The sequence below is a fragment of the Streptococcus sp. 116-D4 genome, assembly GCF_009731465.1.
Taxonomy (GTDB): domain Bacteria; phylum Bacillota; class Bacilli; order Lactobacillales; family Streptococcaceae; genus Streptococcus; species Streptococcus pseudopneumoniae_E.
Map to the genome: position 1 here is coordinate 1,693,744 of NZ_AP021887.1, position 26,441 is coordinate 1,720,184.

Sequence of the window (26,441 nt, forward strand, 5' to 3'; positions counted from 1 at the left end):
AGAAACAGATTCGATTATGGGAGACTATGAAATAAAAAGAATCGCCTACCTCTCCCTAGGTTTTGAAAGCAAGGCTGTAATTCTAACCTTTGTAAAGCAGGAGAATAGACAATTTCTTCTAATTCATAAATTTTCGATCGGCCTGGAATCTCAAAAAGGACATGATAGCGGGATACGAATCCAACATAAAATAAAAGCGAACAGCTGAATAACTGTTCGCTTTTGAATTAGAACCCGTCTACGTTAGTATAGATTTTTTGTACATCTTCGTCGTCTTCAAGGACGCTATAAAGTTTTTCAAAAGTTTCAAGGTCATCGCCTGACAATTCCACTTCTGACTGAGGAATCATTTCCAATTCTGTCACTTGGAATTCTTCGACACCTGACTCACGAAGGGCAACGATGGCCTTATGAAGGTCAGTTGGAGCTGTGTAAACAGTGATTGTTCCTTCTTCTGCTTCTACATCGTCTACATCGACATCTGCTTCAAGCAAGAGCTCAAAGATAGCATCAGCGTCGTCACCAGCAAATACGATGACACCCTTGTTGTCAAAGAGGTAAGATACTGAACCTGAAGCTCCCATGTTACCACCGTTTTTACCAAAGGCGGCACGGACATTGGCAGCTGTACGGTTAACGTTTGAAGTCAAGGTATCAACGATCAACATTGAACCATTTGGCCCAAAGCCTTCGTAACGTCCTTCTGTAAAGGTTTCGTCTGTATTTCCTTTTGCTTTATCGATTGCCTTATCAATAACGTGTTTTGGCACTTGCGCTTGTTTAGCACGGTCGATAACAAATTTCAAAGCTGAGTTTGATTCTGGATCTGGATCACCTTTTTTAGCTGCTACATAGATTTCTACACCAAATTTTGCATATACTTTAGAGTTAGCTCCATCTTTAGCCGTTTTCTTGGCTACGATATTGGCCCATTTACGTCCCATTAGGAATCTCCTTTTTTCACATTTTAATCTTTCTTATTATAACACAAGTTTTTTCGATTTTCACTAGAGGAAATGGATTTTATTCAGTAAATCCAACTAGGATGGCATTTGGGTTGTCAAGATTTCCTTTCCTTCCTGTATCAAAGGATGACGAAAAAGCGAAAAGTACAGTTGGATGGTCATGGCAACCCAGATAAGGGGTTCGCAGAGGATAACCCCCCTATAGCCCGCCCAAGGGATAACCAAGACCACAAAAACGATTTTCCCGATTAGTTCGATAAAGCTAGAAACCAGAGGGAGGACTTTCTGTCCCAAGCCCTGCAAACAATTTCGATAAATCAGCAAAAGACTCAAGATAGGATAAAAGGCTGAGCTGATTTGGAGATAGAGACTGCCATTTTCTACCAAGTAGCTATCCGTCGAACTAGCCAAGAAGGAAACCAAGGCAGGACTGGCAAAAAAGAGGAAGACACAAACAAAAACTGCCCATGACATACTTAAACGACTGCCGATTCGAAGACCTTGGACAATGCGGTCTGGGCGCTTAGCACCTAAATTCTGAGAAGCAAAGGTCGTCATCGAGGCAGATATAGCAGTCATAGGAAGAAGGGCGAAGGCCATAATGCGTCGAGCTGCTGTCTGGGCACTAATAATCACTGCACCAAAGGTATTAACAGAGGACTGTAAAATCACACTGCCGATAGATACAATCGAACTCATCAAGCCCATAGCCAAACCTTGCTCCAAGAGGTCCGCATACAAGGCCTTGTCCCATTTGAAATGCTTAAACTGAGGCAAAAGTTCTGGCACACTCTTACGAATATAGTAAAAGCAGAGAACGGCTGATAAACCTTGAGAAATGATGGTAGCAAGCCCCGCAGATTGAACTCCCAGATGCAATTGCGTAATAAAATAGAGATCTAGAACCACATTAACCAGAGCAGAAAAAATCAGAAAACCGAGCGCAGCTAGACTGTCCCCAATGGACCGCAACAAACCTGCAAAGAGATTATAGGCAAAGCTGACACCGACACAGGTCACAATCATAGAAATATATTGATAGGATTGGGGAAGGATTTCTACGGGAGTGTCTAGGTATTGCAAGAGAGGATACAAACCAAGAAAGCCCAGCAGCATCACTACAACACTCAAAAGCGCACCTAAAATCCAGGTGGCTGCTACTGCTTCCTTTATTTTTGTAAAATTCCGAGCTCCATAATAGCGGGCAATAACAATCCCCATACCATTGCCAACACCAAGAGTAAAACCTACAATCAGGTCAAAAATGGCAGTCGACGCTCCTACTGCAGCCAAGGATTCTTGACCAAGAAAACGCCCAACAATCAAGACGTCAGCTGTATTATAGAGCTGTTGAAAAATATTTGATAGCAAGATTGGAAAGGCAAAGTTTAACAGCACAGGAAGAATAGGACCATGTATCAAGTCCACTGTTCGTTTTTTATTCATAAGGCTATTATATCAGCTTTCTAGAGGAGCGACAAGGTCAGACTTAGCTTCCATCTCCGGAGAAATCGGTTGCCTAGAAACTAACAATTTGGTATAATCGTGACAGAAAAGGAGTTTATGTATGAGCTTAACAAGCCAATTAATTACAGATATATTTCCAGACCTTGAGAAAGTTGAAAAGTTAAATATCGAAGCCTTTCCTGAAGAAGAGCGAGTGTCCCTGTCTGAATTTTTACGATATCAGGATCGAGACGACGCCCACTTTTTCGCCTTTTACAACGAAGAGGAATTTGTAGGATTCGCCTTCGCTATTTCCAATCAAAAAGCTTTCTATATCAGCTTTTTTGCTATTATGCCCCATTTGCGTAGCCAAGGCTATGGAAAAGAAATCATTGAAAAGCTGATTGATTTTTACCAGCGTACTATGATTCTTGAAGTGGAGCGATTGGACGAAGACTGTGACAATCTTGAACAACGAAAAGCCCGCATGGACTTTTACTTACAAAATGGCTTCAAAACAGCCAATGCCTTTTTGGAGTACGAAGGTCTTAGTTTTGAAATTCTATATCGTGGCGACCGCTTTGATGAAGAGGCTTATCAGAACATCTTTCAAAAATTGCAAAAAGAAAATTATTTCGACTTCCACATCGAGTATCGTCGTTTCAGCGACCACTAACCTATACTGTAGTCTTGAACTTCCCAGCAAGAAACTGCAAATTTTTCTACAATGAATACCCAATCACCTGTGCTACAGGTGATTTTTTTGTGATTCCAAAATCAAATAGCAGAAAGTTTTTCTAAATCCATCAAAATAAATAAGACTGAGACAACCTTGTCCCAGCCCTATCAGGACTTATCTTATAAAGAGGTCACTAAGTTTACGCTTCTGTCCCAGCTTCTGGTATGGCGAGCCAGAGAATGAGATAAGCAAGAATTCCTGAACCACCTAGTAGAGTGAAGAGGATTCAAAGTGCACGAACTAGAGTAGGATCAATATCTAAATAGTCAGCAAGATCTGCACAAACACCTGCAATTTTTTATCTTGAACATTGCGAACTACACGTTTTTCCATACCAACAATCTCCTTAGCATTACTTTTATTTTCTCATCCAATTATCTGTTTTGCAGTCATCTTCCTCATTCTTACTGTGAAAATCTGTCAATCATACTCTCATAAACTTGTTTCTTTATTCTCATATAGCAAAAAGCAGTGGATTTCTCCACTACTTTGACAGCTTATTCTTCAATTTCGATTTCAAGCTCATTGCCTAAGTCAAGTGTCACTTCTTCATTCACAGAATCTGCTTGAACTGCCTCATCTTTTTTGCTTTCCATACCTTGTTCTGAAACTTCTTCTCCATCAATCAAACCAAATTGAACACGGACTTGATGGTCAATCTCATCAAAGATTTCTGGGTGATCTGACAAGTATTTCTTAGCATTCTCTGAACCTTGTCCAATTTTCTCATCCTTGTAAGAGTACCAAGCTCCTGCTTTTTTGATGATATCCAAATCACTTGCGATTTTCAAAAGTTCACCAGTCTTAGAAATCCCTTCTCCATACATAATTTCAACTATAGCTTCCTTAAACGGTGGAGCCACCTTGTTTTTTACAACCTTAATCTTGGTTTCCTTACCGACATTGGTATCTTTTTGATCACCAGTTCCCTTAATTTGTGTATTACCACGAACATCTAAGCGGACTGAAGCATAGAATTTTAGAGCACGTCCACCAGGAGTTGTTTCTGGATTTCCAAACATGACCCCAACTTTTTCACGCAACTGGTTGATAAAGATGGCAATTGTTTTGGTTTTATTGATAGATGCACCAAGTTTACGCATAGCCTGGCTCATCATACGAGCTTGCAAACCAACGTGGCTATCTCCGATATCTCCATCAATTTCAGCACGAGGTACAAGGGCCGCAACTGAGTCGACTACGACAAGATCTACAGCACCTGAGTCAATCAATTTTCCTGCAATTTCAAGACCTTGCTCCCCTGAGTCTGGTTGTGACAAGAGCAACTCGTCAATGTTGACACCAAGAGCCGCAGCGTAAGCTGGATCGAGAGCATGTTCCGCATCGATAAAGGCAGCAATCCCACCTTCTTTCTGTGCTTGTGCAACTGCATGAAGGGCAACCGTCGTCTTACCAGATGACTCTGGCCCATAGATTTCGACGATACGCCCCTTAGGATAACCACCTGAACCAAGGGCAATGTCAAGAGCCAATGAACCTGAACTCATCACTTGCACCTTTTGCTCTGCACGTTCACCCAAACGCATGATTGATCCTTTACCAAAGTCTTTCTCAATCAATTTAAGAGCGTCATTCAAGGCTTTTTCACGTTCTGCCCCGAATTTTTTTGAAATTTCATCTAATTTTTTTGGTTTTTTCGCCATTCTATTCTCCTACATTCTAATGGTCCTTAGACCTAACTACTATTATATCAAAAGTCAGTCACTTAATAAAGCCTTGCGAACTAGGTTAAAGGCATGCATAACCGCAATGTGACGTACATCTGCTCGACTCCTACCTCCAATATTAACCTTGATGACCTCAGTTCCTTGCTCTTGAGCCAAGCCTATAAAGACTGTTCCAGCTGGGTGTCCTTCTAAGTTATCTGGTCCTGCCACTCCAGTCAAACTAAGGCCAAAATCAGACTGGGTCTTGATTCGTGCCTGCTCAGCCATCTTCTGAGCTGTATATTCAGACACCACACCCTGTTCTTCCAAATCCTTGGCAGGAATATCCAACATCTTTGATTTTTCCTCCAAGCTATAGGTCACAAAACCACCCTTAAATATACTGGAAGCACCCGGAAAATCCGCTACGGTTGCTTGAAAAAGGCCTGCCGTCAAGCTCTCTGCAGCCGTGATGGTTTTCCCCTGTTTTTTCAGTTCTTCTACCACAATGCTGGCTATACTAGTTTCTTCACCATAACCATAGCAAAGGTCTTGTAAAGAAAGTCCTTCAAAAGTTTGGCGACCTAAGATTTGATTTTCCAAGATATCCAGCCCTTTATTCGCCTCTTCTTGATTGCTAGCTTTTGTTGACAGACGTAGAGTCACCTCTCCTGTCTTGGCATAAGGTGCCAAGGTCGGATCTGTTTGATGATCAATCAAATCAGCCAAAATCGTCACCAGCTGGCTCTCGCCAATTCCAAAAAAACGAAGAACTCGGGAATATAGCTTACTCCCTGTCATCAACTTGGGTAGAAGCTGGTTTAAGACCATCGGTTTCAATTCACTTGGTGGACCAGGAAGGACGACATAAGTCACTCCTTTGACTTCTAACATTCCTCCCACAGCCAGTCCCGTTTCGTTGGGCAGTGGAGTCGCCCCTTCTACAATTTGAGCTTGTCTTTCATTATTCGGTGTTCGGGCATAGTCTGGTCTCTGGGCAAAAAAGACATCCAACTTCTCCTGCGCCTGAAGATCGAAGACTAATTCTTTCCCTAAAAATTGAGCCAGGGTTTGTTTGGTCAAATCGTCCTCAGTTGGTCCCAAACCACCTGTCAAAATCACCAGACTGCTACGTTGACTGGCAATCTCAAGCAAAGACAAGAGACGAGCTTCATTGTCTCCTACAGCCGTCTGGAAATAAACATCTACTCCAATCTCAGCTAGTTTTTCCGATAAAAATTGAGCATTAGTGTTGACAATCTGTCCTGTCAAAATCTCTGTTCCAACAGCAATGATTTCTGCTTTCATGTTTCCTCCTACCTATCTATTCGTATTTTTTTGAAAAAATCGCAGGAAATTTCCCACGATTGATTTTTTATTTTTATCAACAAATGAACTACTCTACTTCATTTGTTACAAAGACACCTTGTTCTTGATTATCCTCATTAGCAACAGGCACCCGTCCAAACAAATCTTCAAATAAAACAACATTTGTTTCAAGCTGAGTGACTTCTTCTTGTCCTAAAGAACGTCGCAATATATTCTGCATTTCCAACATATGCTCTCTAGAAACAATCTGGTAAGAAATGCCCTGCAACATCTCTCCCTCACCCTTCAGCTGTTGTGATTCAATGGTTTTAAAGGAATCTTTATAGCCCAACAAGTTCGGAATACTTTTTGCAGATAAATCAATATTAGTCTGCATATTGGTACTTAGGGCTTTTAAGATAGACTGATAGTGACTGACACTATTCAAGCTAAGAGCTTTTTCAACAACTTTTTGAATGACTTCACGCTGACGCTTCTGACGTCCGTAATCTCCTTCTGGGTCTTGATAACGCATGCGTGAATAAACAAGCGCTTCTTCTCCATTTATTGTCTGTTCTCCAACACCAATAGAAATAGTGTTGAACTCTTCTTGGTCACTGATAGAAATCGGGAAACCTAGTGTATTGTTGACAGTTATACCACCTACCGCATCGACTAATTGTTGCAAGCCGTGCATATTGACCATAATATAGCGATCAATATGGATGTTCATCATCTTTTGAATAGTTGAAATAGCTAACTCTGCACCACCACCAGCATAGGCAGCGTTTAACTTCGCTTCTTCAATACTACCATCTTTATGCTGAATTTTAGTCAAGATATCACGTTCTAAACTCAACATCATGGTCTTCTTCGTATGAGGATTAACCGTCACGAGAATCATGGAATCACTATTCCCCTCCCAAGGGTCCGTTCGTTCCACATTTCCAGTATCAACTCCCATCAAAAGAATCGTTAAGGGTTCAGTCGCCTCAATAACATTGGTTTCTTCCCCAATTTTTTTATAGGTTCTTGATAAGGTTTCTGTACCTTGCTGATAAATGGTATAAGCAAAAACGCCCACACCTAAAACTGTCACAGCTAGAAAAGCTAGTACCATTCCAATAATTTTTTTAATCATATTTCTACTAATCTATCAGTCTACCCATCAGGTAAACATCGACAAATTCCCCTTCTTCTATGTATGCACCGCGCTCTTGTCTACCTTCAATTACAAAGCCATGTTTTTGATATAGATAAACTGCAGCTTGATTACGAGTTTGGACAGTGAGTTGAAGCCTACGAAGAATGCCACTAGCTTGTACCCATTCTATGACTTCTTCAAGTAACAAATTTCCCAGTCCATTATTCCAATATTTCTTACCAACCACAATAAAAAGATCTCCAATATGACGAACTCTCTTACGTTGATCGGCTGTGATATTTACAAGACCAGCAATTTCATCATTCAGCAAGGCAAGTAAAGTGATTTGATTTTCTGAACGGGCCTGTTTATCCAAAAACAACTCCATCTCCGTATCTGTCAACAGAATACCTTCCCTGTCCAGACTGGTAAAATCTGTTTCTAAACTGACACGATTTAAAAATGTCACTAACTCAGCAGCATCACCAGGTTCTGCTTCTCTAATGAGCAATTCATACTCCATGTTGAAGCTCCTCCAAGAGTTTTTCTGCACGCAAACCCTTTGCTTGGAAATGTAATCTGCGACCGTCTCCTTCTTTTAGAATTTCCAATTCTAAATAAGTATCTGGCAAAGCATCTCCTAAAAGATGGCCCCACTCAATAACAGTCACTCCACCACCAAAGAGAAACTCATCCAAGTCGATAGAATCAGCATCCCCCTCAATGCGGTAAACATCTAGGTGGTAAAGAGGAAGACGACCTTCATACTCTCTCACAATAGTATAGGTTGGACTCTTAATCATCTGGGAAATCTGTAATCCTTTAGCAAGACCTTTTGTGAAGGTCGTTTTGCCTGCTCCAAGTTCCCCAGTTAGAATTAAAACATCATTCTTTTCTAATAAATAGCCCAAACGTTCACCTGAGGACTGTAACTCTTCTTCATTTTTAGTGTACATACTTCTATTATACCAAAAAGTTGTTCTTTGTCGAGATATTATCTGTGAATTCCATATTATAAATTGTAAGGTAACTTCTCAAAGTAACTTCCACCATAGCGGAACTTAATCTGAAACCCTTTCAGATGAGGGGATTTTGTGCTCTCTTTTTTTCATTCTTTTCAGCTACAAAAGCGATGAAATCAAGCATTAGAAAAACCAGTGGAACTTAGTTTGGGAATTTACCTATAAATTGTAAAACTTGAACGATCTCTTCTTTTGTTCTCAGAATAGAAACAGTAAGAAGACAACTAATAAGATATCTCTCATCAAATGGCTATAAAACGAAACTTCCCAGCGAATGACTTTTGGTACCAACAGTCCTAGAAATAGCATTCCCAAGGTGATATAAAAGGTCATGGATAATAGCATCCAAGGATTTCTGAGAAAGATTAGAATAGCTAGTCCACTAATAAAACACATCTCTTTCTTACCTAAAAACTTTTTCACTCCATTTACATACTTCTGAATCGGCAGAAAAACTAACAAATCAATACCAAATAAGAAAAAGAAGCTCGGTAGAAAGACTTCCACACCTCCTTCTACGGATGTATTTCCTGCAAGGATATGTTCTATAACAATTAAAGCTAAACCCAAAATATTTACTAGGAGCAACAGACTATACAAGAATTGTTGCTTTTCTTCCTTAAAAACTGAATAAGATTGATTTCGCTGTCCACTATAGTAGTTTAGTCCTGCACCAATACTGGCAAGGAGCAACATGCCAACTAAATAATAGAAGCAGTTTTGATTTAACATCAAGGCCCAAGTCGATAAACTTAAACAAGAACAGCTACTAAGACCAAAAACTGTCAGTAATAACAAAACACGAATTTGCTTTTTCATTTTTTCCATCATTCTTCCTCCCTTACTTACCCTTATTATAGGCTAGAAATTCTCACCATTGCTAGAATATTTCTCAACTGTCAGTTTTCTACTCTAAAATGCAAAAAAATTTGATGCAAGTAATCCTTACATCAAACTTTCACTATTTTCCGTCAAACCAAAGAGCAATTTCTCGCTTAGCTGACTCTTCTGAATCTGAACCATGTACAACATTTTGAATAGCTTGGTTTTCTCCAGCAGCTTTTGCAAAATCACCTCGAATCGTTCCTGGTAAAGCTTCTTCTGGACGAGTTGCACCCATCATGGTTCGCCAAGTTTCGATTACTTTAGGACCAGAAATGATACCCACAAGAACCGGTCCCGAAGTCATAAATTCACGAATCGGTGGGTAAAAACTTTGACCAACCAAGTCCTGATAGTGCTGATCAATTAACTCTTCTGAAACCTTTGTGCGCAACTCCAATTTTTCGATTGTAAATCCACGTTGTTCAATGCGTTTCAATACTTCACCCACTAGCCCTCTTTTTACACCGTCTGGTTTAATGATAAAAAATGTCTGTTCCATACCTGTCTCCTTTGTCAGCTTCTTTCTTTTATTTTACCACATTCCATGGAAAAATGGAGAAAATTTTCAGAAAAGAGAATGAGAGAACCCTAAGGCTCTCTCATTCTCTTTTTTTCAACCCACTACAGTTGACAAAGAGACTAAAAAACTGATGAATCATTTCGATTCATCAGTTTTAAGCTGATATGTCATTGCAAACAAATCATATTAATTAGAAAGATTAGTCTTCTTTCTTCTTGCGAGCTACAAGACCAAATCCACTCAATACACCAAGAAGTCCAAGCGCTGCTAGGCTAGCGTTGTCTTCTGTACCAGTATTTGGCAATTCGCGTTTAGCTTCAGTTTCTTTAGATACTGCGGCTTGTGCTTCTCTTACTGGTTGTGCTGGAGTTGTTGGTACTTCTGGTTTAGCTGGCTGTTCAGGCATTGCTGGAGTTGCTGGCTCTACCGGCTGTGTTGGTTGAGTCGGTTCAACCGGTGTTGGAGTTGGCATCTCAACTTTACGGAAGATATGTCTGATATTTCCATTTGGATCTGTCACAGTCTTCACATATTCGTAACCTGGAATTGTTCCTGGCTCTTTAGAACCTGGTTCAGATGGTTTCAATGGATTTCCATTCTCATCAGTCCAAGTAGTTGTATTTTGCTTACCTGGATTTGGTTGAGGAATAGGTGAAGGTGTTGGAGCTGGTGTTGTTACTTTTTCGTAGACATGTTCTACATCGCCATTCGGAAGTTTCTTAGTCTCTACGAAGCGGTAGCCTGGGATATCTTTCTTAGGATTTTCGCCAACTTCTGTTGGATATCCTGGGATTTCCTTACCTTCTTTGTCCACAAATTTAGTGATTGGACGAACAGTTGGTGTGTAAGTAGCTTGTGCTTTGGTTCCATTCACATCCTCACGAACCACTGTCACTGCTGGTGCAGTTCCTGTGAATTCTGGATCGGGTGTGAAGGTTACAGTACCGTCTGCTGCTACTGTGTAAGTACCAACACCTGGGATAGTCTTAGTTGTTGATCCATCTTCAAAGGTTGCTGGAACCTTGTCGTTCATTGGAACACGGTTATCACCTTCTGTGAAGACTGGTTTACCTGTTTGGGTTTGACCCTTATTTCCAATTGAAGTTACTGGTTCTGCCGTAGGAGAAACTGGCGTTACTGTTGGGGTGTATTTAGCTGTTACCGGTGTTCCATTCTTATCTACACGTTTAACAGTTACACCTGTTCCTGTTCCTGTGAATGTTTTCTCTGGTGTGAAGGTTACTGTTCCATCTGGAGTTACTGTGTATGTTCCTTCACCTGGGATTACCTTAGTTGTTGATCCATCTTCAAAGGTTGCTGGAACATCGTCATCCATTGGTACACTTGGGTTACCTTCTGTAAACTTAGGTTTACCTGTTTGTGTTTGACCTTGTTTGTCAGTTGATTTAACATCTTCAGCTGTTGGTGTTACCGGTGTTACAGTCGGTGTGTACTTAGCTGTAACTGGTGTACCATTCTTATCTACACGTTTAACAGTTACACCTGTTCCTGTTCCTGTGAATGTTTTCTCTGGTGTGAAGGTTACTGTTCCATCTGGAGTTACTGTGTATGTTCCTTCACCTGGAATGGTCTTCGTAGTTGATCCATCTTCGAAGGTTGCTGGTACTTCATCATCCATTGGAACTTCTGGGTTTCCTGATTTGAATTCAGGTTTACCATTTTGTTCTTTACCTTGGATATCTGTTGTTTCAGCTGGTGTTCCTTCTGGTGTTACCGGTGTTACAGTCGGTGTGTACTTAGCTGTAACTGGTGTACCATTCTTATCTACACGTTTAACAGTTACACCTGTTCCTGTTCCTGTGAATGTTTTCTCTGGTGTGAAGGTTACTGTTCCATCTGGAGTTACTGTGTATGTTCCTTCACCTGGAATGGTCTTCGTAGTTGATCCATCTTCGAAGGTTGCTGGTACTTCATCATCCATTGGAACTTCTGGGTTTCCTGATTTGAATTCAGGTTTACCATTTTGTTCTTTACCTTGGATATCTGTTGTTTCAGCTGGTGTTCCTTCTGGTGTTACTGGTGTCACTGTTGGAGTGTATTTAGCCGTTACTGGTGTTCCATTCTTATCTACACGTTTAACTGTTACGCCTGTTCCTGTTCCTGTGAATGATTTTTCTGGTACGAATGTAACAGTTCCGTCTGGAGAAACCGTGTATGTTCCTTCGCCTGTAATGGTCTTCGTAGTTGATCCATCTTCAAAGGTTGCTGGTACTTCATCATCCATTGGAACTTCTGGGTTTCCTGATTTGAATTCAGGTTTACCATTTTGTTCTTTACCTTGGATATCTGTTGTTTCAGCTGGTGTTCCTTCTGGTGTTACTGGTGTCACTGTTAGAGTGTATTTAGCCGTTACTGGTGTTCCATTCTTATCTACACGTTTAACTGTTACGCCTGTTCCTGTTCCTGTGAATGATTTTTCTGGTACGAATGTAACAGTTCCGTCTGGAGAAACCGTGTATGTTCCTTCGCCTGTAATGGTCTTCGTAGTTGATCCATCTTCAAAGGTTGCTGGCACTTCATCATCCATTGGAACTTCTGGGTTTCCTGGTTTGAATTCAGGTTTACCATTTTGTTCTTTACCTTGGATATCTGTTGTTTCAGCTGGTGTTCCTTCTGGTGTTACTGGTGTCACTGTTGGAGTGTATTTAGCCGTTACTGGTGTTCCATTCTTATCTACACGTTTAACTGTTACGCCTGTTCCTGTTCCTGTGAATGATTTTTCTGGTACGAATGTAACAGTTCCGTCTGGAGAAACCGTGTATGTTCCTTCGCCTGTAATGGTCTTCGTAGTTGATCCATCTTCAAAGGTTGCAGGTGTATCATCATCCATTGGAACTTCTGGGTTACCTGGTGTAAATGATGGTTTACCTTTCTGTTCTTTACCTTGGATATCTGTAGACGTTGCTGGTTCAGCAGTTGGTACGACTGGTGTAATCTTAGGTGTGTAAGTTGTTTCTACAGCTGTTCCATTCGAATCTTTAGCTTTAACCTTAACTGGAACCACTTCACCTGAGTAAGACTTATCAGTTGGAGTGAAGGTGACAACACCTGTAGTCTGATCAACTGTGTAAGTACCAATTTCCTTACCTTCTGGTGATTTAGCTACTACAGATGCAGCTGGTTGGCCATTTTCATCAAGAAGAGTAATGGTATCCTTGTCAATTGGTGCAACTGGGTCACCTTCTGTAAAGGTTACTGTACCAGTTTGAACCACACCTTGAGGACCAGTAGATTCAGCTGGTGTTGCTGTTGGGGTAACTGGTGTTACAGTTGGTGTGTACTTAGCTGTAACTGGTGTACCATTCTTATCTACACGTTTAACAGTCACGCCTGTTCCTGTTCCTGTGAATGATTTTTCTGGTACGAATGTAACTGTTCCATCTGGTGCTACTTTGTATGTTCCTTCACCTGGAATTACCTTAGTTGTTGATCCATCTTCAAAGGTTGCAGGTGTATCATCATCCATTGGGACGTTTTCATTACCTGGTGTGAAGGTTGGTTTGCCAGATTGTGTTTGACCTTGTTTGTCAGTTGAAGTAACATCTTCAGCTGTTGGCTTAACTGGCGTAACTTTTGGAGTGTACGTCGCTGATGCCTTGGTTCCGTTCTTATCTTCGCGGACAACTGTCACGGCAGGTGCAGTTCCGACGAATGATTTTTCTGGAACAAAGGTTACTGTACCGTCTGCTGCTACTGTGTAGGTACCAACGCCTTCAACTGTTTTAGTTACTGAACCATCGTCAAATGTTGCTGGAACATCTTCATTGATGTCTACTGTTTTCTCAACGCCATCTACTGTTACTGTTCCACCCTTGAATTCAGGTTTACCAGTTTGTGTAGCACCTTGAATATCAGTGGTTTCAGCTGGTGTCGCTGTTGGGGTTACTGGAACAATTTCAGGTGTGTAGGTTGTATCAACTTTGATTCCGTTTGAGCTTTCAGCTTGAACTTTAACTGGTGTTACTTTACCTGTATAAGATTTATCAGTTGGTGTGAAAGTAACTTGGCCAGTTGCTGGGTCGATTGAGAAGTTACCGATAACAGTTGTACCATCTCCCGCATAGGCTGGTGTTGTCCCGTTCACTTCGTTGCCATCTTTATCCAAGAGTTTATAGCTATTGTCTTTTATGGTAATAGCCTTATCTTGATCGTTGACTTGAACAGTTGTGCCTGCAAAGGTTGGGGTACCTGTTTGCGTAGCGCCTTGAATATCCTTAGATGTAGCTGGTTGTGCTGTTGGTACAGCTGCTACAACAGTTGGAGTGTAGCTTGCTTCAGAAGTAATAGTTGAAGTTGCACCTTTAGCATTTGTCACAGTTGCAGTTGCTTGAACCTTAACACCCTTAGCAGTTCCGACAAAGTCTTTTTCAGGAGTGAAGGTTACAGCTCCTGTAGTTGGATCAATGGTGTAAGAGCCTTCTCCTGCTACTGTTACAGTTGTTGAGTCTGTCAGTTGACCTGTTGCAGGGTCAATCAACTTCTTACTTGTAATTTGAGCAGTCTCATCATCACTCAAAGCAAATGTAGGGGTTTCTGTTTGAGGTACATTTTGAATGTCTTCAGAAACTTTATTTGTTGGAGTAAGAGTGACTGGATTTACAATTGGTGTGTAAGTTGCTGAAGCTTTTATTCCGTTCTTATCTTCACGAACAACGGTTACGGCTGGTGCAGTTCCAGTAAAGCTTGGGTCTGGAACAAAAGTTACAGTTCCATCAGCTGCTACTGTGTAAGTACCAACACCTTCTACTGTCTTCGTTGTTGAATCATCGTCAAAGGTTGCTGGAACAGCATCGTTCATTGGAACACGGCTGTCTCCTGCAGTGAATTCAGGTTTACCTGTTTGAGTAGCACCTTGAACGCCTGATGTTTCAGCTGGTGTTGCTGTTGGCTTAACTGGCGTAACTTTTGGAGTGTACGTCGCTGATGCCTTGGTTCCGTTCTTATCCTCGCGGACAACTGTCACGGCTGGTGCAGTTCCGACGAATGATTTTTCTGGTACAAAGGTTACTGTACCGTCTGCTGCTACTGTGTAGGTACCAACGCCTTCAACTGTTTTAGTTACTGAACCATCGTCAAATGTTGCTGGAACATCTTCGTTAATTTCAACAGTTTTCTCAACGCCATCTACTGTTACTGTTCCACCCTTGAATTCAGGTTTACCAGTTTGTGTAGCACCCTGAATATCAGTGGTTTCAGCTGGTGTTGCTGTTGGGGTTACTGGAACAATTTCAGGTGTGTAGGTTGTATCAACTTTGATTCCGTTTGAGCTTTCAGCTTGAACTTTAACTGGTGTTACTTTACCTGTATAAGATTTATCAGTTGGTGTGAAAGTAACTTGGCCAGTTGCTGGGTCGATTGAGAAGTTACCGATAACAGTTGTACCATCTCCCGCATAGGCTGGTGTTGTCCCGTTCACTTCGTTGCCATCTTTATCCAAGAGTTTATAGCTATTGTCTTTTATGGTAATAGCCTTATCTTGATCGTTGACTTGAACAGTTGTGCCTGCAAAGGTTGGGGTACCTGTTTGCGTAGCGCCTTGAATATCCTTAGATGTAGCTGGTTGTGCTGTTGGTACAGCTGCTACAACAGTTGGAGTGTAGCTTGCTTCAGAAGTAATAGTTGAAGTTGCACCTTTAGCATTTGTCACAGTTGCAGTTGCTTGAACCTTAACACCCTTAGCAGTTCCGACAAAGTCTTTTTCAGGAGTGAAGGTTACAGCTCCTGTAGTTGGATCAATGGTGTAAGAGCCTTCTCCTGCTACTGTTACAATTGCATCATCAGTCGGTTGACCTGTCGTTGGATCCACTAATTTCTTGCTTGTGATTTGAGTGGTCTTGTCATTACTCAAATCGAAAGTTGGTGTTTGTGTTTGCGGAACATTTTGAACATCTGCAGAAACTTTATCTGTAGGAGTAACTGTAATCGGTGTGACAGTTGGTGTATACTTAGCTGTCGCTGTCTTAACGTACTCATCACGAACTAGGCCATCCTTATCACGACCAACAGGAGCAGACAATGTCACTGTCACGCCATTCGCAGTGCCTGTAAAACCAGGTTCTGGAACGAAGGTCACTTGACCAGTCGTATCTTTGATAGTGTAAGTTCCTTCTCCTGCTACCGTAATAGAAAGCGCATTTGTTGGTTGACCAGTTGCTGGGTCTACCAACTTAGCAGGATATATCGCACTTGGAGTAACGGTAATCTTGCTTTCGTCCGCCTTTGTTCCAACTACAGTAAATGTTGGTGTCCCGGTTTGTGTAGCTCCTTGAACATCTGTTGAAGTTTTACTTTCACCTTCCATATCCTTTGGAGTAACGGTTGGGATGTAAAGTCCATCCATTGTGTTTAATAAAGTATCAACATTGGCTTCTTTGTCTGGGAATTTTGTCGACCAACCAGTGTCATAGCCATTGTTATCTGAACGACGGATTGAGATACCATCCGCAGTTCCAAGGAAATGGTCTTCAGGAATGAACTCAACATCTACTGAAGTTCCGTTAGGAGTAATTTTGTATTTCCCTTGGCCTGGTACAACGTAGTAGCCCTCTGCATTCAAAGTAGCCTTGTTGCCGTTTGCATCTACGATGTATGGTGCTACAGTTTCGTCGATAATAGCAGTTGAGTTGCGTTCATACTTGTGCTCTCCACGTGCTGTAAAGGCTACTGTTGCTGTTTGTTTGGCACCTTGAGCACCAGTTGTCTCCTTGAGTTCCCCTTTTGGTGGGTGGGTGATTTGAGTCTTGAAGTCTTCTACTTCCCCTGAAAAGGCCATACCAGTTGGGTTCTCAATCTCGGTAGCTTTCTTGGCAATACGGACACGAGCACCTAATTCCTTGATGCTAGGGTCGACATAAGTCTTGCTTTTTGCGAAGGTCAACTCAACTGTACCATCTTGGGTCACTTTTGCAAGCTCAGAGCGCTCATCTTCGTCAAAGGTACCATTTTGGTTAAAATCGATCCAACCGTAGATATAAGCTTCTGAAGCTCCATCTGTATGGGCTTGAACTGATAGCTTGTAGTTTCCTGGTTTTGTCCGGTCCATTTTGATCATCTCATTGGTTGTCCCTTTGAGTTCATCTGGAAGCAATTGGTTAATTCCTTCATCGGCCGTAGTTGCCTTATCATCACCAAACCAGTCAAGAGTAGTATTTTCATCCATATCTGGACTAACGCTACCAAGATACGGTTGATTTACCTTAGCTCCCGTAACGCCGTTTACAGTTGCAATGGTATGGACTGCCTTACCATAAGATGCTGGTGCATCCCCTTCATCAAGCGGGAAGAATCCTAGCATGGCTGATTGTTTACCACCTGAAGCGATGTAAAGTCCCACTTCAGATGCCCCACGCGTCATCACAAGGGGAACAGCAACAGGACCTGAAGAAATATTTGGTCCGAACACTCCTGTTCCGAGACCCCCAGTTGTTAAATCAGCACTTCCAAAGTACTTCCAAGCAACTGCTTTTTTATCTGGTCCCACTTGATTTGAATGTCTAAGTTGGTCAAGGTTCCTACCAGTGAAACTCGTACCATCTATATTAGTGGAAGGCTTTGGACCAAATAAATTGTCTGTATCTTGTGGAATATAAGTTTTACTCTTGCCATTGGACCATTCCCCAATGTGCTGCCAACCTTCTCCGTTGGTAGTGAACATAACCAATTCACCAGGGTTAGCAGACTCGCCATCAGCCATGACAATAGCTGGCTTAACTTTCTTGCCACGGAAGGTTGCGGAGACTTCAAACTGGACCCCAATATTTCCGCCGTCAAACTCGGAACTGATGGTTGTTTTTTTAGTGCCAGTATCAACACCTTCTTTTTTAATTTCTGTCCAACCATTTTGAGCTTCTGCTATAATTTTAGCTTCTTCACCATTTTTAAATGCTTTGTCAGTTGCAGAATTACCAGTTGTTCCCATATATCCGTTCTTAGCATTTGGATCATAGGTTGCTTTTTCTGCTTCTGTTGCTCCTCTATCTTCTAAACGCTTTTTGTAGATTTCAGTCGCTTGGAAGGGTTTCAAAGACTTGACTTTGATAGTCACCACATAGCCAGGCATGATTTCTTTAGTGTAGGTCGCGCCGACTTGGAGAGCAAGGTTACCTTTTGATGTAATCGTTGCACCTGTCCAGTTGGCTGTGTCGCCAAAGTCTAACCAAGAAATTTGGCTAGTCATAGATTTAACATCAACATCTTTTGTAAAGCCAGGTTTTTCAACTTTTGGAGTTGAAGTGGCGTCTACAACATCTGCCCCAACTCCAGTAGTAGTTGCTGTATCTGCGCGGAAGGCCGTATTTTTGTCAATCTCTTTACCATTACGAGGGTCGTTTTCCCCTGTATTTGCGATTGCGTTTGTGCCTTCAGCTGGTTTTGTGTTTTCTGCAGGTTTTGCTGTAGTTGCTTCTGTTGTTGCAGGAGTTTCAGCTACAGTTTTTTCTACTTTAGCTGCTTCCTTGTTTTTTAGTTTCGCATTAACAGTTGTAACAAGTGATTGGTAAGCTGCATCCAATTCAGTTTGGCTTGTAGCAGAAGTAAGTGCGTTTTTAGCATTAGTAAGACTTGCTTTGAGAATTTCTACACTCTCATCTGTCTTGTTGTTGTATTTGTTGTTTGCTAAGTTTGCCTCAATTTCAGCAACGTAAGCTACCAATTTTTCACTATTTAGCTCAGGTTTTACTTCAGTAGAAACTGCAGGTGCTGCTTCTGCTTGGTAAGTTACTTCTTTAGCAGGTGCTTCTTTCACTTCTTTTGCAGGTGTTGCTTCAGTCGTAGCAGGTGTTTTAGCTTTTTCATCTTCCGTTTTAGCTGCGACACTATCAGCTTGTTTTGTTTCAGTTACTTCATCAGCTCCGACACCTGTGGTCGTTCCGAACATTACTAACGTTCCGAGTAAAACCGAGCAAACCCCTACATGAAGTTTACGAATCGAAAATCGACTAATTCGGTCGTTAAATAGATCATTTTTCATGATTTCCTCCATCCTTCTTTGGGAATATAGTTTAATTTATAATTTATGCAATGCCTTGTTATCTAGACATAGACACACATCATATTATTTTAACACTTCAAAGCATAAATGAAAAGTTATTTGATTATTTTTTAATGAGACTAGTTGACCTAATTCCAGTTTTTCTATTTTAAAGAAAATGATCATTATGATTTTCATATCTATAACACGCCAAAAGAGGAGAAGTCCCCTCCTTTAGAGTTAATAGATTTATTCGCTTGTTTCAACAGTTTCAACGACTTCTTCCACAGCTTCAACGGCAGTATCCACAACCACTTCTGTTGTTTCTTCATTTCCTTCTTCCTCTACTGGAGGATTAAGGTATTCTTCTTCGTTGATGGCTTGTGGTTCAAGGTTACGGTAACGTAACATACCTGTACCAGCTGGGATGATCTTACCGATGATAACATTTTCCTTAAGTCCAAGGAGATGGTCTTTCTTACCACGGATAGCTGCGTCTGTAAGGACACGAGTTGTTTCCTGGAAGGAAGCCGCTGACAAGAAACTATTTGTTTCAAGTGAGGCCTTGGTAATTCCCATAAGGACTGGACGACCTGTCGCTGGTACTCCACCTGCAATAAGAACATCCTTGTTAGCATCTGTAAAGTCATTGATATCCATAAGAGTTCCCATGAGAAGCTCTGTGTCTCCTGGATCCATGACACGAACCTTACGAATCATTTGACGAACCATTACCTCGATGTGTTTGTCACCGATTTCTACCCCTTGGCTACGGTAAACTTTTTGTACTTCACCGAGGAGGTAAGTTTCAACTGACAAGACATCACGTACAGCAAGGAGACGTTTTGGTTGGATTGAACCTTCTGTCAAAGCTGCACCACGAGAGATTTGGTCCCCAACTTCAACACGCATACGTGCTGTAAATGGTACCACGTATTCGCCTTCTCCAGTTTCACCTTTAACGAAGACTTTCTTAGTACGAGTTGAAGCATCTTCTTCGATAGCAGTAACTTGTCCTTTGACTTCTGTGATGACCGCTTCCCCTTTAGGATTGCGGGCTTCAAAGATTTCTTGGACACGAGGAAGACCCTGAGTGATATCGGTATTTGAGGCAACCCCACCCGTGTGGAAGGTACGCATTGTAAGCTGTGTACCAGGTTCCCCGATAGATTGGGCAGCGATGGTTCCAACTGCTTCACCAACTTCAACCGCATCACCCGTCGCCAAGTTGATACCATAACAGTGACGGCAGACACCATGACGAGTGTTACATGTAAATACAGAGCGGATAGTCACTTCTTCCACACCAGCATTGACGATTTCACGCGCCTTGTCTTCTGTGATCAATTCATTTGGACCAATGATAACTGCACCAGTTTCTGGATGTTTAACAGTTTTCTTAGTGTAACGACCACTGAGACGCTCTTCAAGAGTCTCGATCATCTCTTTTCCTTCTGCGATAGAGCGGATCAAGAGTCCACGATCTGTTCCACAGTCGTCCTCACGGATGATAACATCTTGGGCAACGTCAACCAAACGACGAGTCAAGTAACCTGAGTCGGCTGTCTTAAGGGCCGTATCGGTCATACCTTTACGAGCACCGTGAGTTGAGAAGAACATTTCGAGTACTGACAAACCTTCGCGGAAGTTTGAAAGGATTGGCAATTCCATGATACGTCCGTTCGGAGCAGCCATCAGACCACGCATACCGGCAAGCTGTGAGAAGTTTGAGATGTTACCACGGGCTCCAGAGTCCATCATCATAACGATTGGATTCTTTGGATCTTGGTTGGCAATCAAACGTTTCTCCAATTTTTCACGGGCAGCACGCCATTCAGCCGTAACGGCATTGTAACGCTCGTCGTCTGTGATCATACCACGACGGAATTGTTTAGTAATTTGTTCTACACGTTTATGTGATTCTTCGATGATTTCAGCCTTGTCTTCAACGACTGGAATATCGGCAATACCCACTGTCAATCCTGCAAGAGTTGAATGGTGGTAACCGAGGTTCTTCATACGGTCAAGTAGGGCAGATGTTTCTGTCGTACGGAAACGTTTGAAGATTTCAGCGATGATATTTCCAAGGTTTTTCTTCTTGAATGGTGGGTTGATTTCAAGTCCTTCAATAGCTTCCTTGATATTTCCACCTAATGGCAAGAAGTACTTAGCCGGAACACCTTCTGTCAAGTTAGCGTTTGTTGGCTCTTGCAAGTAAGGTAGTCCTTCTGGCATGATATCGTTGAAGAGGATTTTACCAACAGTTGTAAGCAAGATTTTGTGTTTTTGCTCTTCTGTCCATGGTTTGTTAAGGCTATCTGTTGCGATACCAACACGTGAGTGGAGGTGAACATAGCCATTGCGGTAAGCCATAACAGCTTCGTCACGGTCTTTGAAGACCATTCCTTCACCTTCACGACCAGCTTCTTCCATGGTCAAGTAGTAGTTACCCAAAACCATGTCCTGAGATGGAGTAACAACTGGTTTACCATCTTTCGGGTTCAAGATGTGCTCAGCAGCCAACATCAAGATACGAGCTTCTGCTTGGGCTTCTTCTGAAAGCGGTACGTGGATGGCCATTTGGTCACCGTCAAAGTCGGCATTGTAGGCTTCACAGACAAGCGGGTGCAAGCGAAGGGCTTTACCGTCAATCAAAACAGGTTCAAAGGCTTGAATACCCAAACGGTGAAGGGTCGGTGCGCGGTTCAAAAGCACTGGGTGTTCTTTGATCACTTCTTCGAGAATATCCCAGATACGCTCATCTCCACGTTCCACCAAGCGTTTAGCGGCTTTAACGTTTTGCACGATATCACGCGCTACGATTTCACGCATCACAAATGGTTTAAAGAGCTCGATCGCCATTTCACGTGGCACACCACATTGGTACATCTTAAGAGTTGGACCAACGGCGATAACGGAACGTCCTGAGAAGTCAACACGTTTACCGAGCAAGTTTTGACGGAAGCGTCCTTGTTTACCTTTGAGCATGTGGCTCAATGATTTAAGAGGACGGCTACCTGGTCCTGTGATTGGACGACCACGACGACCATTGTCAATCAAAGCGTCAACCGCTTCTTGAAGCATACGCTTCTCATTTTGAACGATGATACCTGGTGCATTCAACTCAAGCAAACGAGCCAAACGGTTGTTACGGTTGATAACACGACGGTATAGGTCATTCAAGTCAGATGAGGCAAAACGGCCACCATCCAACTGCAACATTGGACGAAGATCTGGTGGAATGACCGGAAGGATGTTAAGAATCATCCATTCAGGTTTGTTCCCAGACTTGTAAAAGGCATCCAAAACATCCAAACGACGGATAGCTTTGATACGTTTTTGTCCAGTTGCTGTTTTCAACTCTTCTTTGAGTTCAGCAATTTCTTTTTCAAGATCTACTTGTTTCAAGAGATCTTGGATAGCTTCGGCACCCATTTTAGCAACGAATGATCCGTAGCCATATTCACGCAAGCGCTCACGGTATTCGCGCTCTGTCATGATTGATTTGTGCTCAAGTGGTGTATCCTTCGGATCAATCACCACATAAGCGGCAAAGTAGATAACTTCCTCAAGTGCACGAGGACTCATATCAAGGGTCAAGCCCATACGGCTTGGAATCCCCTTGAAATACCAGATATGAGATACAGGAGCTTTCAACTCAATGTGTCCCATACGTTCACGACGAACTTTTGTACGCGTTACTTCAACACCACAACGGTCACAAACAATCCCTCTGTAACGAATGCGTTTGTACTTACCACAAGCACATTCCCAATCTTTTGTAGGACCAAAGATGACTTCGTCAAATAGTCCTTCACGTTCTGGTTTCAACGTACGGTAATTGATTGTTTCAGGTTTTTTGACTTCTCCATAAGACCATGAACGGACTTTGCTTGGAGAAGCTAGTGTGATTTGCATACTTTTAAAACGATTTACGTCAACCACTATTTCTTCCCTTTCTATTCTAAGTGAGCTACTTGTTCTTATTCAGTAGCTTCTTCTGTTGCTTCTGCTTTTGTTGCTTTTTCAGCTTCTTCAGCTTCAAAAGCAGCTTTTGCTTCTTCAGCAGCTTTTTTACGTGCTTTTTCAAGGTCATCTACGTGGATGACATCTTCGTCCATTCCTTCATCCATGTCGCGAAGTTCCACTTCTTGGTCATCTTCGTCAAGGACACGCATGTCAAGACCAAGTGATTGCAATTCTTTAACAAGAACTCGGAAGGATTCTGGAACACCTGGTTTTGGAATTGGTTTTCCTTTTGTAATAGCTTCATAGGCTTTCAAACGTCCGTTGATATCGTCAGACTTGTAAGTCAAGATTTCTTGAAGGACATTTGATGCACCGTAAGCTTCAAGAGCCCAAACCTCCATCTCACCGAAACGTTGTCCACCAAACTGAGCTTTACCTCCGAGCGGTTGTTGCGTAACGGTTGAGTATGGTCCGACTGAACGCGCGTGCAATTTATCATCAACCATGTGGTGGAGTTTGATCATGTACATGACTCCGACAGAAACACGGTTATCAAATGCTTCACCTGTACGTCCATCGTAAAGGATCGTCTTAGCATCGCTATCCATACCTGCTTCTTTGACAGTGTCCCAAAGGTCTTCAGAACTTGCTCCGTCAAAGACTGGTGTTGCGATGTGGATACCAAGAGTACGAGCTGCCATACCAAGGTGAAGCTCCATAACTTGACCGATATTCATACGTGATGGCACCCCAAGTGGGTTCAACATGATATCGACTGGAGTTCCATCTGGAAGGTAAGGCATGTCTTCTACAGGAACGATACGAGAGACAACCCCTTTGTTTCCGTGACGCCCGGCCATCTTGTCTCCGACCTTGATCTTGCGTTTTTGAGCGATGTAGACGCGAACCAGCATATTAACACCTGATTGCAATTCATCTCCATTTGCACGTGTAAAGATCTTAACATCACGAACGACACCATCGGCACCGTGGGGTACACGAAGAGAAGTATCACGCACCTCACGAGATTTGTCTCCGAAGATAGCGTGCAAGAGACGTTCTTCAGCTGAAAGGTCTTTCTCACCCTTAGGTGTTACTTTACCTACAAGGATATCGCCTTCTTTAACCTCAGCACCGATACGGATAATACCCATTTCGTCAAGGTCTTTAAGAGCGTCTTCCCCAACGTTTGGAATTTCACGAGTGATTTCTTCAGGCCCAAGCTTTGTATCGCGTGTTTCTGATTCGTATTCTTCAAGGTGGACAGATGTGTAGACATCATCCTTCACCAAGCGTTCGCTCATGATAACGGCATCCTCGAAGTTGTAACCTTCCCATGTCATGTAGGCAACGATTGGGTTTTGTCCAAGCGCCATTTCTCCATTTTCCATAGAAGGTCCATCAGCGATGAAATCGCCTTTTTCAACGACATCGCCAACTTTTACAAGCGTACGTTGGTTGTAAGCAGTACCTGAGTTTGAACGACGGAATTTTTGGATGTGGTAAACATCAAGGGAACCATCTTCACGGCGAACTTCCACCTTATCAGCATCGGCATAAGTAACCTTACCACCATGTTGTGCAATCACTGCAGCTCCTGAGTCATGGGCTGCCTGGTATTCCATACCAGTACCAACGTAAGGTGCTTTAGGATTAATCAATGGTACAGCCTGACGTTGCATGTTGGCTCCCATGAGGGCACGGTTGGAGTCATCGTTTTCCAAGAAAGGAATACATGCTGTCGCAACGGCAACTACCTGTTTTGGTGATACGTCCATGTAGTCAACAACATTAGCTGGATACTCTTGGTTGACCCCTTGGTGACGTCCCATGACAACTTTCTCAGCAAATGTTCCATCTTCATTCAGACGAGAATTAGCCTGTGCTACAGTAAATTCATCTTCTTCATCGGCTGTCAACCAAACGATTTCGTTCGTGACAACACCTGTTTCACGGTCAACCTTACGGTATGGTGTTTGAACAAAACCATATTTGTTCAAGTGTCCGTAAGATGACAAGTTATTGATCAAACCGATGTTAGGTCCTTCGGGTGTCTCGATTGGACACATACGACCATAGTGAGTGTAGTGCACGTCACGCACTTCATATCCAGCACGGTCACGAGTCAAACCACCAGGCCCTAAGGCTGACAAACGGCGTTTGTGTGACAACTCAGAAAGCGGGTTGTGTTGGTCCATGAACTGTGACAACTGTGATGAACCAAAGAATTCCTTAACCGCAGCTGTTACAGGACGGATGTTGATGATTTGTTGTGGTGTCAAGACTTCGTTGTCCTGAACAGACATACGTTCACGGACATTACGTTCCATACGAGAAAGTCCAAGACGTACTTGGTTGGCAAGTAATTCACCAACAGCACGGATACGACGGTTTCCAAGATGGTCGATATCATCCACACGGCCAAGTCCTTCAGCCAAGTTGAGGAAGTAGCTCATTTCAGCAAGGATGTCTGCAGGAGTGACGATACGAACTTTGTCATCTGGATTGGCATTACCGATAATAGTTACAACACGGTCTGGATCAGTTGGTGCAACAACCTTGAATTTTTGAAGAACAACTGGCTCAGTCACAACCGCTGCATCATTTGGAATGTAGACAATCTTGTTCAAATCGCCATCCAAATGACTTTCAATACTTTCAATAACGCTGCGAGTCATAACTGTCCCAGCTTCCACCAAGATTTCACCTGTTTCAGGGTCTACCAATGGCTCCGCAATGGTTTGGTTGAGCAAACGTGTTTTAACATTGAGTTTTTTATTGATTTTGTAACGACCAACTGCAGCCAAGTCATAACGACGTGGGTCAAAGAAACGAGCCACTAGCAAGCTACGTGAGCTTTCAGCAGTCTTAGGCTCACCTGGACGAAGGCGTTCATAGATTTCCTTCAATGCTTCGTCTGTACGAGAGTCCATTGGGTTCTTGTGAATATCTTTTTCAACAGTGTTACGAACAAGATCGCTGTCACCAAAGATATCAAAGATTTCATCATCGCCTGAGAAACCAAGCGCACGAACCAAGGTCGTAAATGGAATCTTACGAGTACGGTCGATACGAGTATAGGCGATATCTTTTGAGTCGCTTTCAAGTTCCAACCAAGCTCCACGGTTAGGAATAACAGTTGAACCGTAGCCCACTTTACCATTTTTGTCTACCTTGTCATTAAAGTAAACACCTGGTGAACGTACCAACTGTGATACGATAATACGTTCACCACCGTTGATGATGAAAGTACCCATCTCAGTCATGATTGGGAAATCACCAAAGAAAACTTCTTGAGTCTTGATTTCGCCAGTTTCTTTGTTAATCAAGCGGAAGGTTACAAAGATAGGTGCTGAATAGCTGGCATCGTGGATACGAGCTTCTTCAAGCGTATATTTTGGTTCTTTGATTTCATAGCCTACAAACTCCAACTCCATTGTGTCTGTGAAGTTTGAAATTGGCAATACATCTTCAAATACTTCCTTGAGACCATAGTCTAGGAAATCTTTGAATGAATCAGTTTGAATTTCAATCAAATTTGGTAAGTCAAGAACTTCTTTGATTCTTGAAAAACTACGACGGGTACGATGTTTCCCGTATTGAACGTCATGTCCTGCCAAGATGATTCTCCTTTAAAATAAAGTTTCAAGCCTAGTCATCTAGGCCTTTGATTATCGTCAAAAGGTTGTAAACCTTCTATCACTTTATCCCCTTTAACTAATTTTCAGAATCTTTAAGTCTTTGTTACAAACACTAGAAAACCTGAAAAAAAGCACAAAAAGAGCAG

The 26,441-nt window shown here is 42.3% G+C and carries 13 protein-coding genes and 1 pseudogene; 1 reads left to right on the top strand and 13 read right to left on the bottom strand.

Going from position 1 to position 26,441, the window contains the following annotated elements:
* Positions 1 to 227 precede the first annotated feature (227 nt).
* Both UKS_RS08490 and UKS_RS08495 read right to left on the bottom strand, forming a co-directional pair.
* Complete coding sequence (locus tag UKS_RS08490; protein ID WP_156012721.1) at positions 228 to 944, bottom strand: YebC/PmpR family DNA-binding transcriptional regulator; 717 nt, start codon at positions 942 to 944, stop codon at positions 228 to 230.
* Positions 945 to 1,040: 96 nt separating this feature from the next.
* Positions 1,041 to 2,411: an MATE family efflux transporter gene (locus UKS_RS08495; RefSeq protein WP_156012723.1), complete on the bottom strand. Its 1,371-nt coding sequence runs from the start codon at positions 2,409 to 2,411 to the stop codon at positions 1,041 to 1,043.
* A 121-nt stretch (positions 2,412 to 2,532) separates the two neighbouring features.
* Here UKS_RS08495 and UKS_RS08500 point away from each other — a divergent pair, with 121 nt between their 5' ends.
* Positions 2,533 to 3,087 carry a GNAT family N-acetyltransferase gene (locus UKS_RS08500; protein ID WP_156012725.1) on the top strand — a complete coding sequence of 185 codons (555 nt, stop codon included), beginning with the start codon at positions 2,533 to 2,535 and terminating at the stop codon, positions 3,085 to 3,087.
* A gap of 202 nt (positions 3,088 to 3,289) precedes the next feature.
* Here the strand turns inward: UKS_RS08500 and UKS_RS09975 are convergent.
* The 11 genes and pseudogenes from UKS_RS09975 to rpoB all read right to left on the bottom strand — a co-directional run bounded on the left by UKS_RS09975 (position 3,290) and on the right by rpoB (position 26,274).
* Positions 3,290 to 3,445, bottom strand: a pseudogene (locus UKS_RS09975) (PspC domain-containing protein).
* A 202-nt stretch (positions 3,446 to 3,647) separates the two neighbouring features.
* Positions 3,648 to 4,814 carry a recombinase RecA gene (gene recA / locus UKS_RS08510; RefSeq protein ID WP_156012726.1) on the bottom strand — a complete coding sequence of 389 codons (1,167 nt, stop codon included), beginning with the start codon at positions 4,812 to 4,814 and terminating at the stop codon, positions 3,648 to 3,650.
* Positions 4,815 to 4,868: 54 nt separating this feature from the next.
* The gene (locus UKS_RS08515) at positions 4,869 to 6,125 is read right to left on the bottom strand and encodes a competence/damage-inducible protein A (protein WP_156012728.1); all 1,257 of its coding nucleotides are present in this window, start codon (positions 6,123 to 6,125) and stop codon (positions 4,869 to 4,871) included.
* A gap of 88 nt (positions 6,126 to 6,213) precedes the next feature.
* Positions 6,214 to 7,266, bottom strand: coding sequence for a glycopolymer--peptidoglycan transferase LytR (gene lytR, locus UKS_RS08520; RefSeq protein ID WP_156012730.1), 1,053 nt, complete (start codon positions 7,264 to 7,266; stop codon positions 6,214 to 6,216).
* Positions 7,267 to 7,273: 7 nt separating this feature from the next.
* The gene (locus UKS_RS08525) at positions 7,274 to 7,792 is read right to left on the bottom strand and encodes a GNAT family N-acetyltransferase (RefSeq protein ID WP_049496202.1); all 519 of its coding nucleotides are present in this window, start codon (positions 7,790 to 7,792) and stop codon (positions 7,274 to 7,276) included.
* The gene (gene tsaE, locus UKS_RS08530) at positions 7,782 to 8,225 is read right to left on the bottom strand and encodes a tRNA (adenosine(37)-N6)-threonylcarbamoyltransferase complex ATPase subunit type 1 TsaE (RefSeq protein WP_156012732.1); all 444 of its coding nucleotides are present in this window, start codon (positions 8,223 to 8,225) and stop codon (positions 7,782 to 7,784) included. Before tsaE ends, UKS_RS08525 begins: the two co-directional genes overlap by 11 nt.
* 264 nt (positions 8,226 to 8,489) lie before the next feature.
* On the bottom strand, positions 8,490 to 9,122 hold the full coding sequence (locus UKS_RS08535; RefSeq protein ID WP_232049741.1) for a competence protein: 633 nt from the start codon (positions 9,120 to 9,122) through the stop codon (positions 8,490 to 8,492).
* A gap of 130 nt (positions 9,123 to 9,252) precedes the next feature.
* Positions 9,253 to 9,675 carry a nucleoside-diphosphate kinase gene (gene ndk / locus UKS_RS08540; protein ID WP_049496208.1) on the bottom strand — a complete coding sequence of 141 codons (423 nt, stop codon included), beginning with the start codon at positions 9,673 to 9,675 and terminating at the stop codon, positions 9,253 to 9,255.
* A 220-nt stretch (positions 9,676 to 9,895) separates the two neighbouring features.
* The gene (locus UKS_RS08545; RefSeq protein ID WP_156012734.1) at positions 9,896 to 18,685 is read right to left on the bottom strand and encodes a CshA/CshB family fibrillar adhesin-related protein; all 8,790 of its coding nucleotides are present in this window, start codon (positions 18,683 to 18,685) and stop codon (positions 9,896 to 9,898) included.
* A 249-nt stretch (positions 18,686 to 18,934) separates the two neighbouring features.
* Positions 18,935 to 22,630 (bottom strand): DNA-directed RNA polymerase subunit beta', encoded by a 3,696-nt coding sequence (rpoC, locus tag UKS_RS08550; RefSeq protein WP_173020481.1) that lies wholly within the window; start codon positions 22,628 to 22,630, stop codon positions 18,935 to 18,937.
* Between the two features lie 38 nt (positions 22,631 to 22,668).
* Positions 22,669 to 26,274, bottom strand: coding sequence for a DNA-directed RNA polymerase subunit beta (gene rpoB, locus UKS_RS08555; RefSeq protein WP_049495579.1), 3,606 nt, complete (start codon positions 26,272 to 26,274; stop codon positions 22,669 to 22,671).
* Between the last annotated feature and the right edge of the window lie 167 nt (positions 26,275 to 26,441).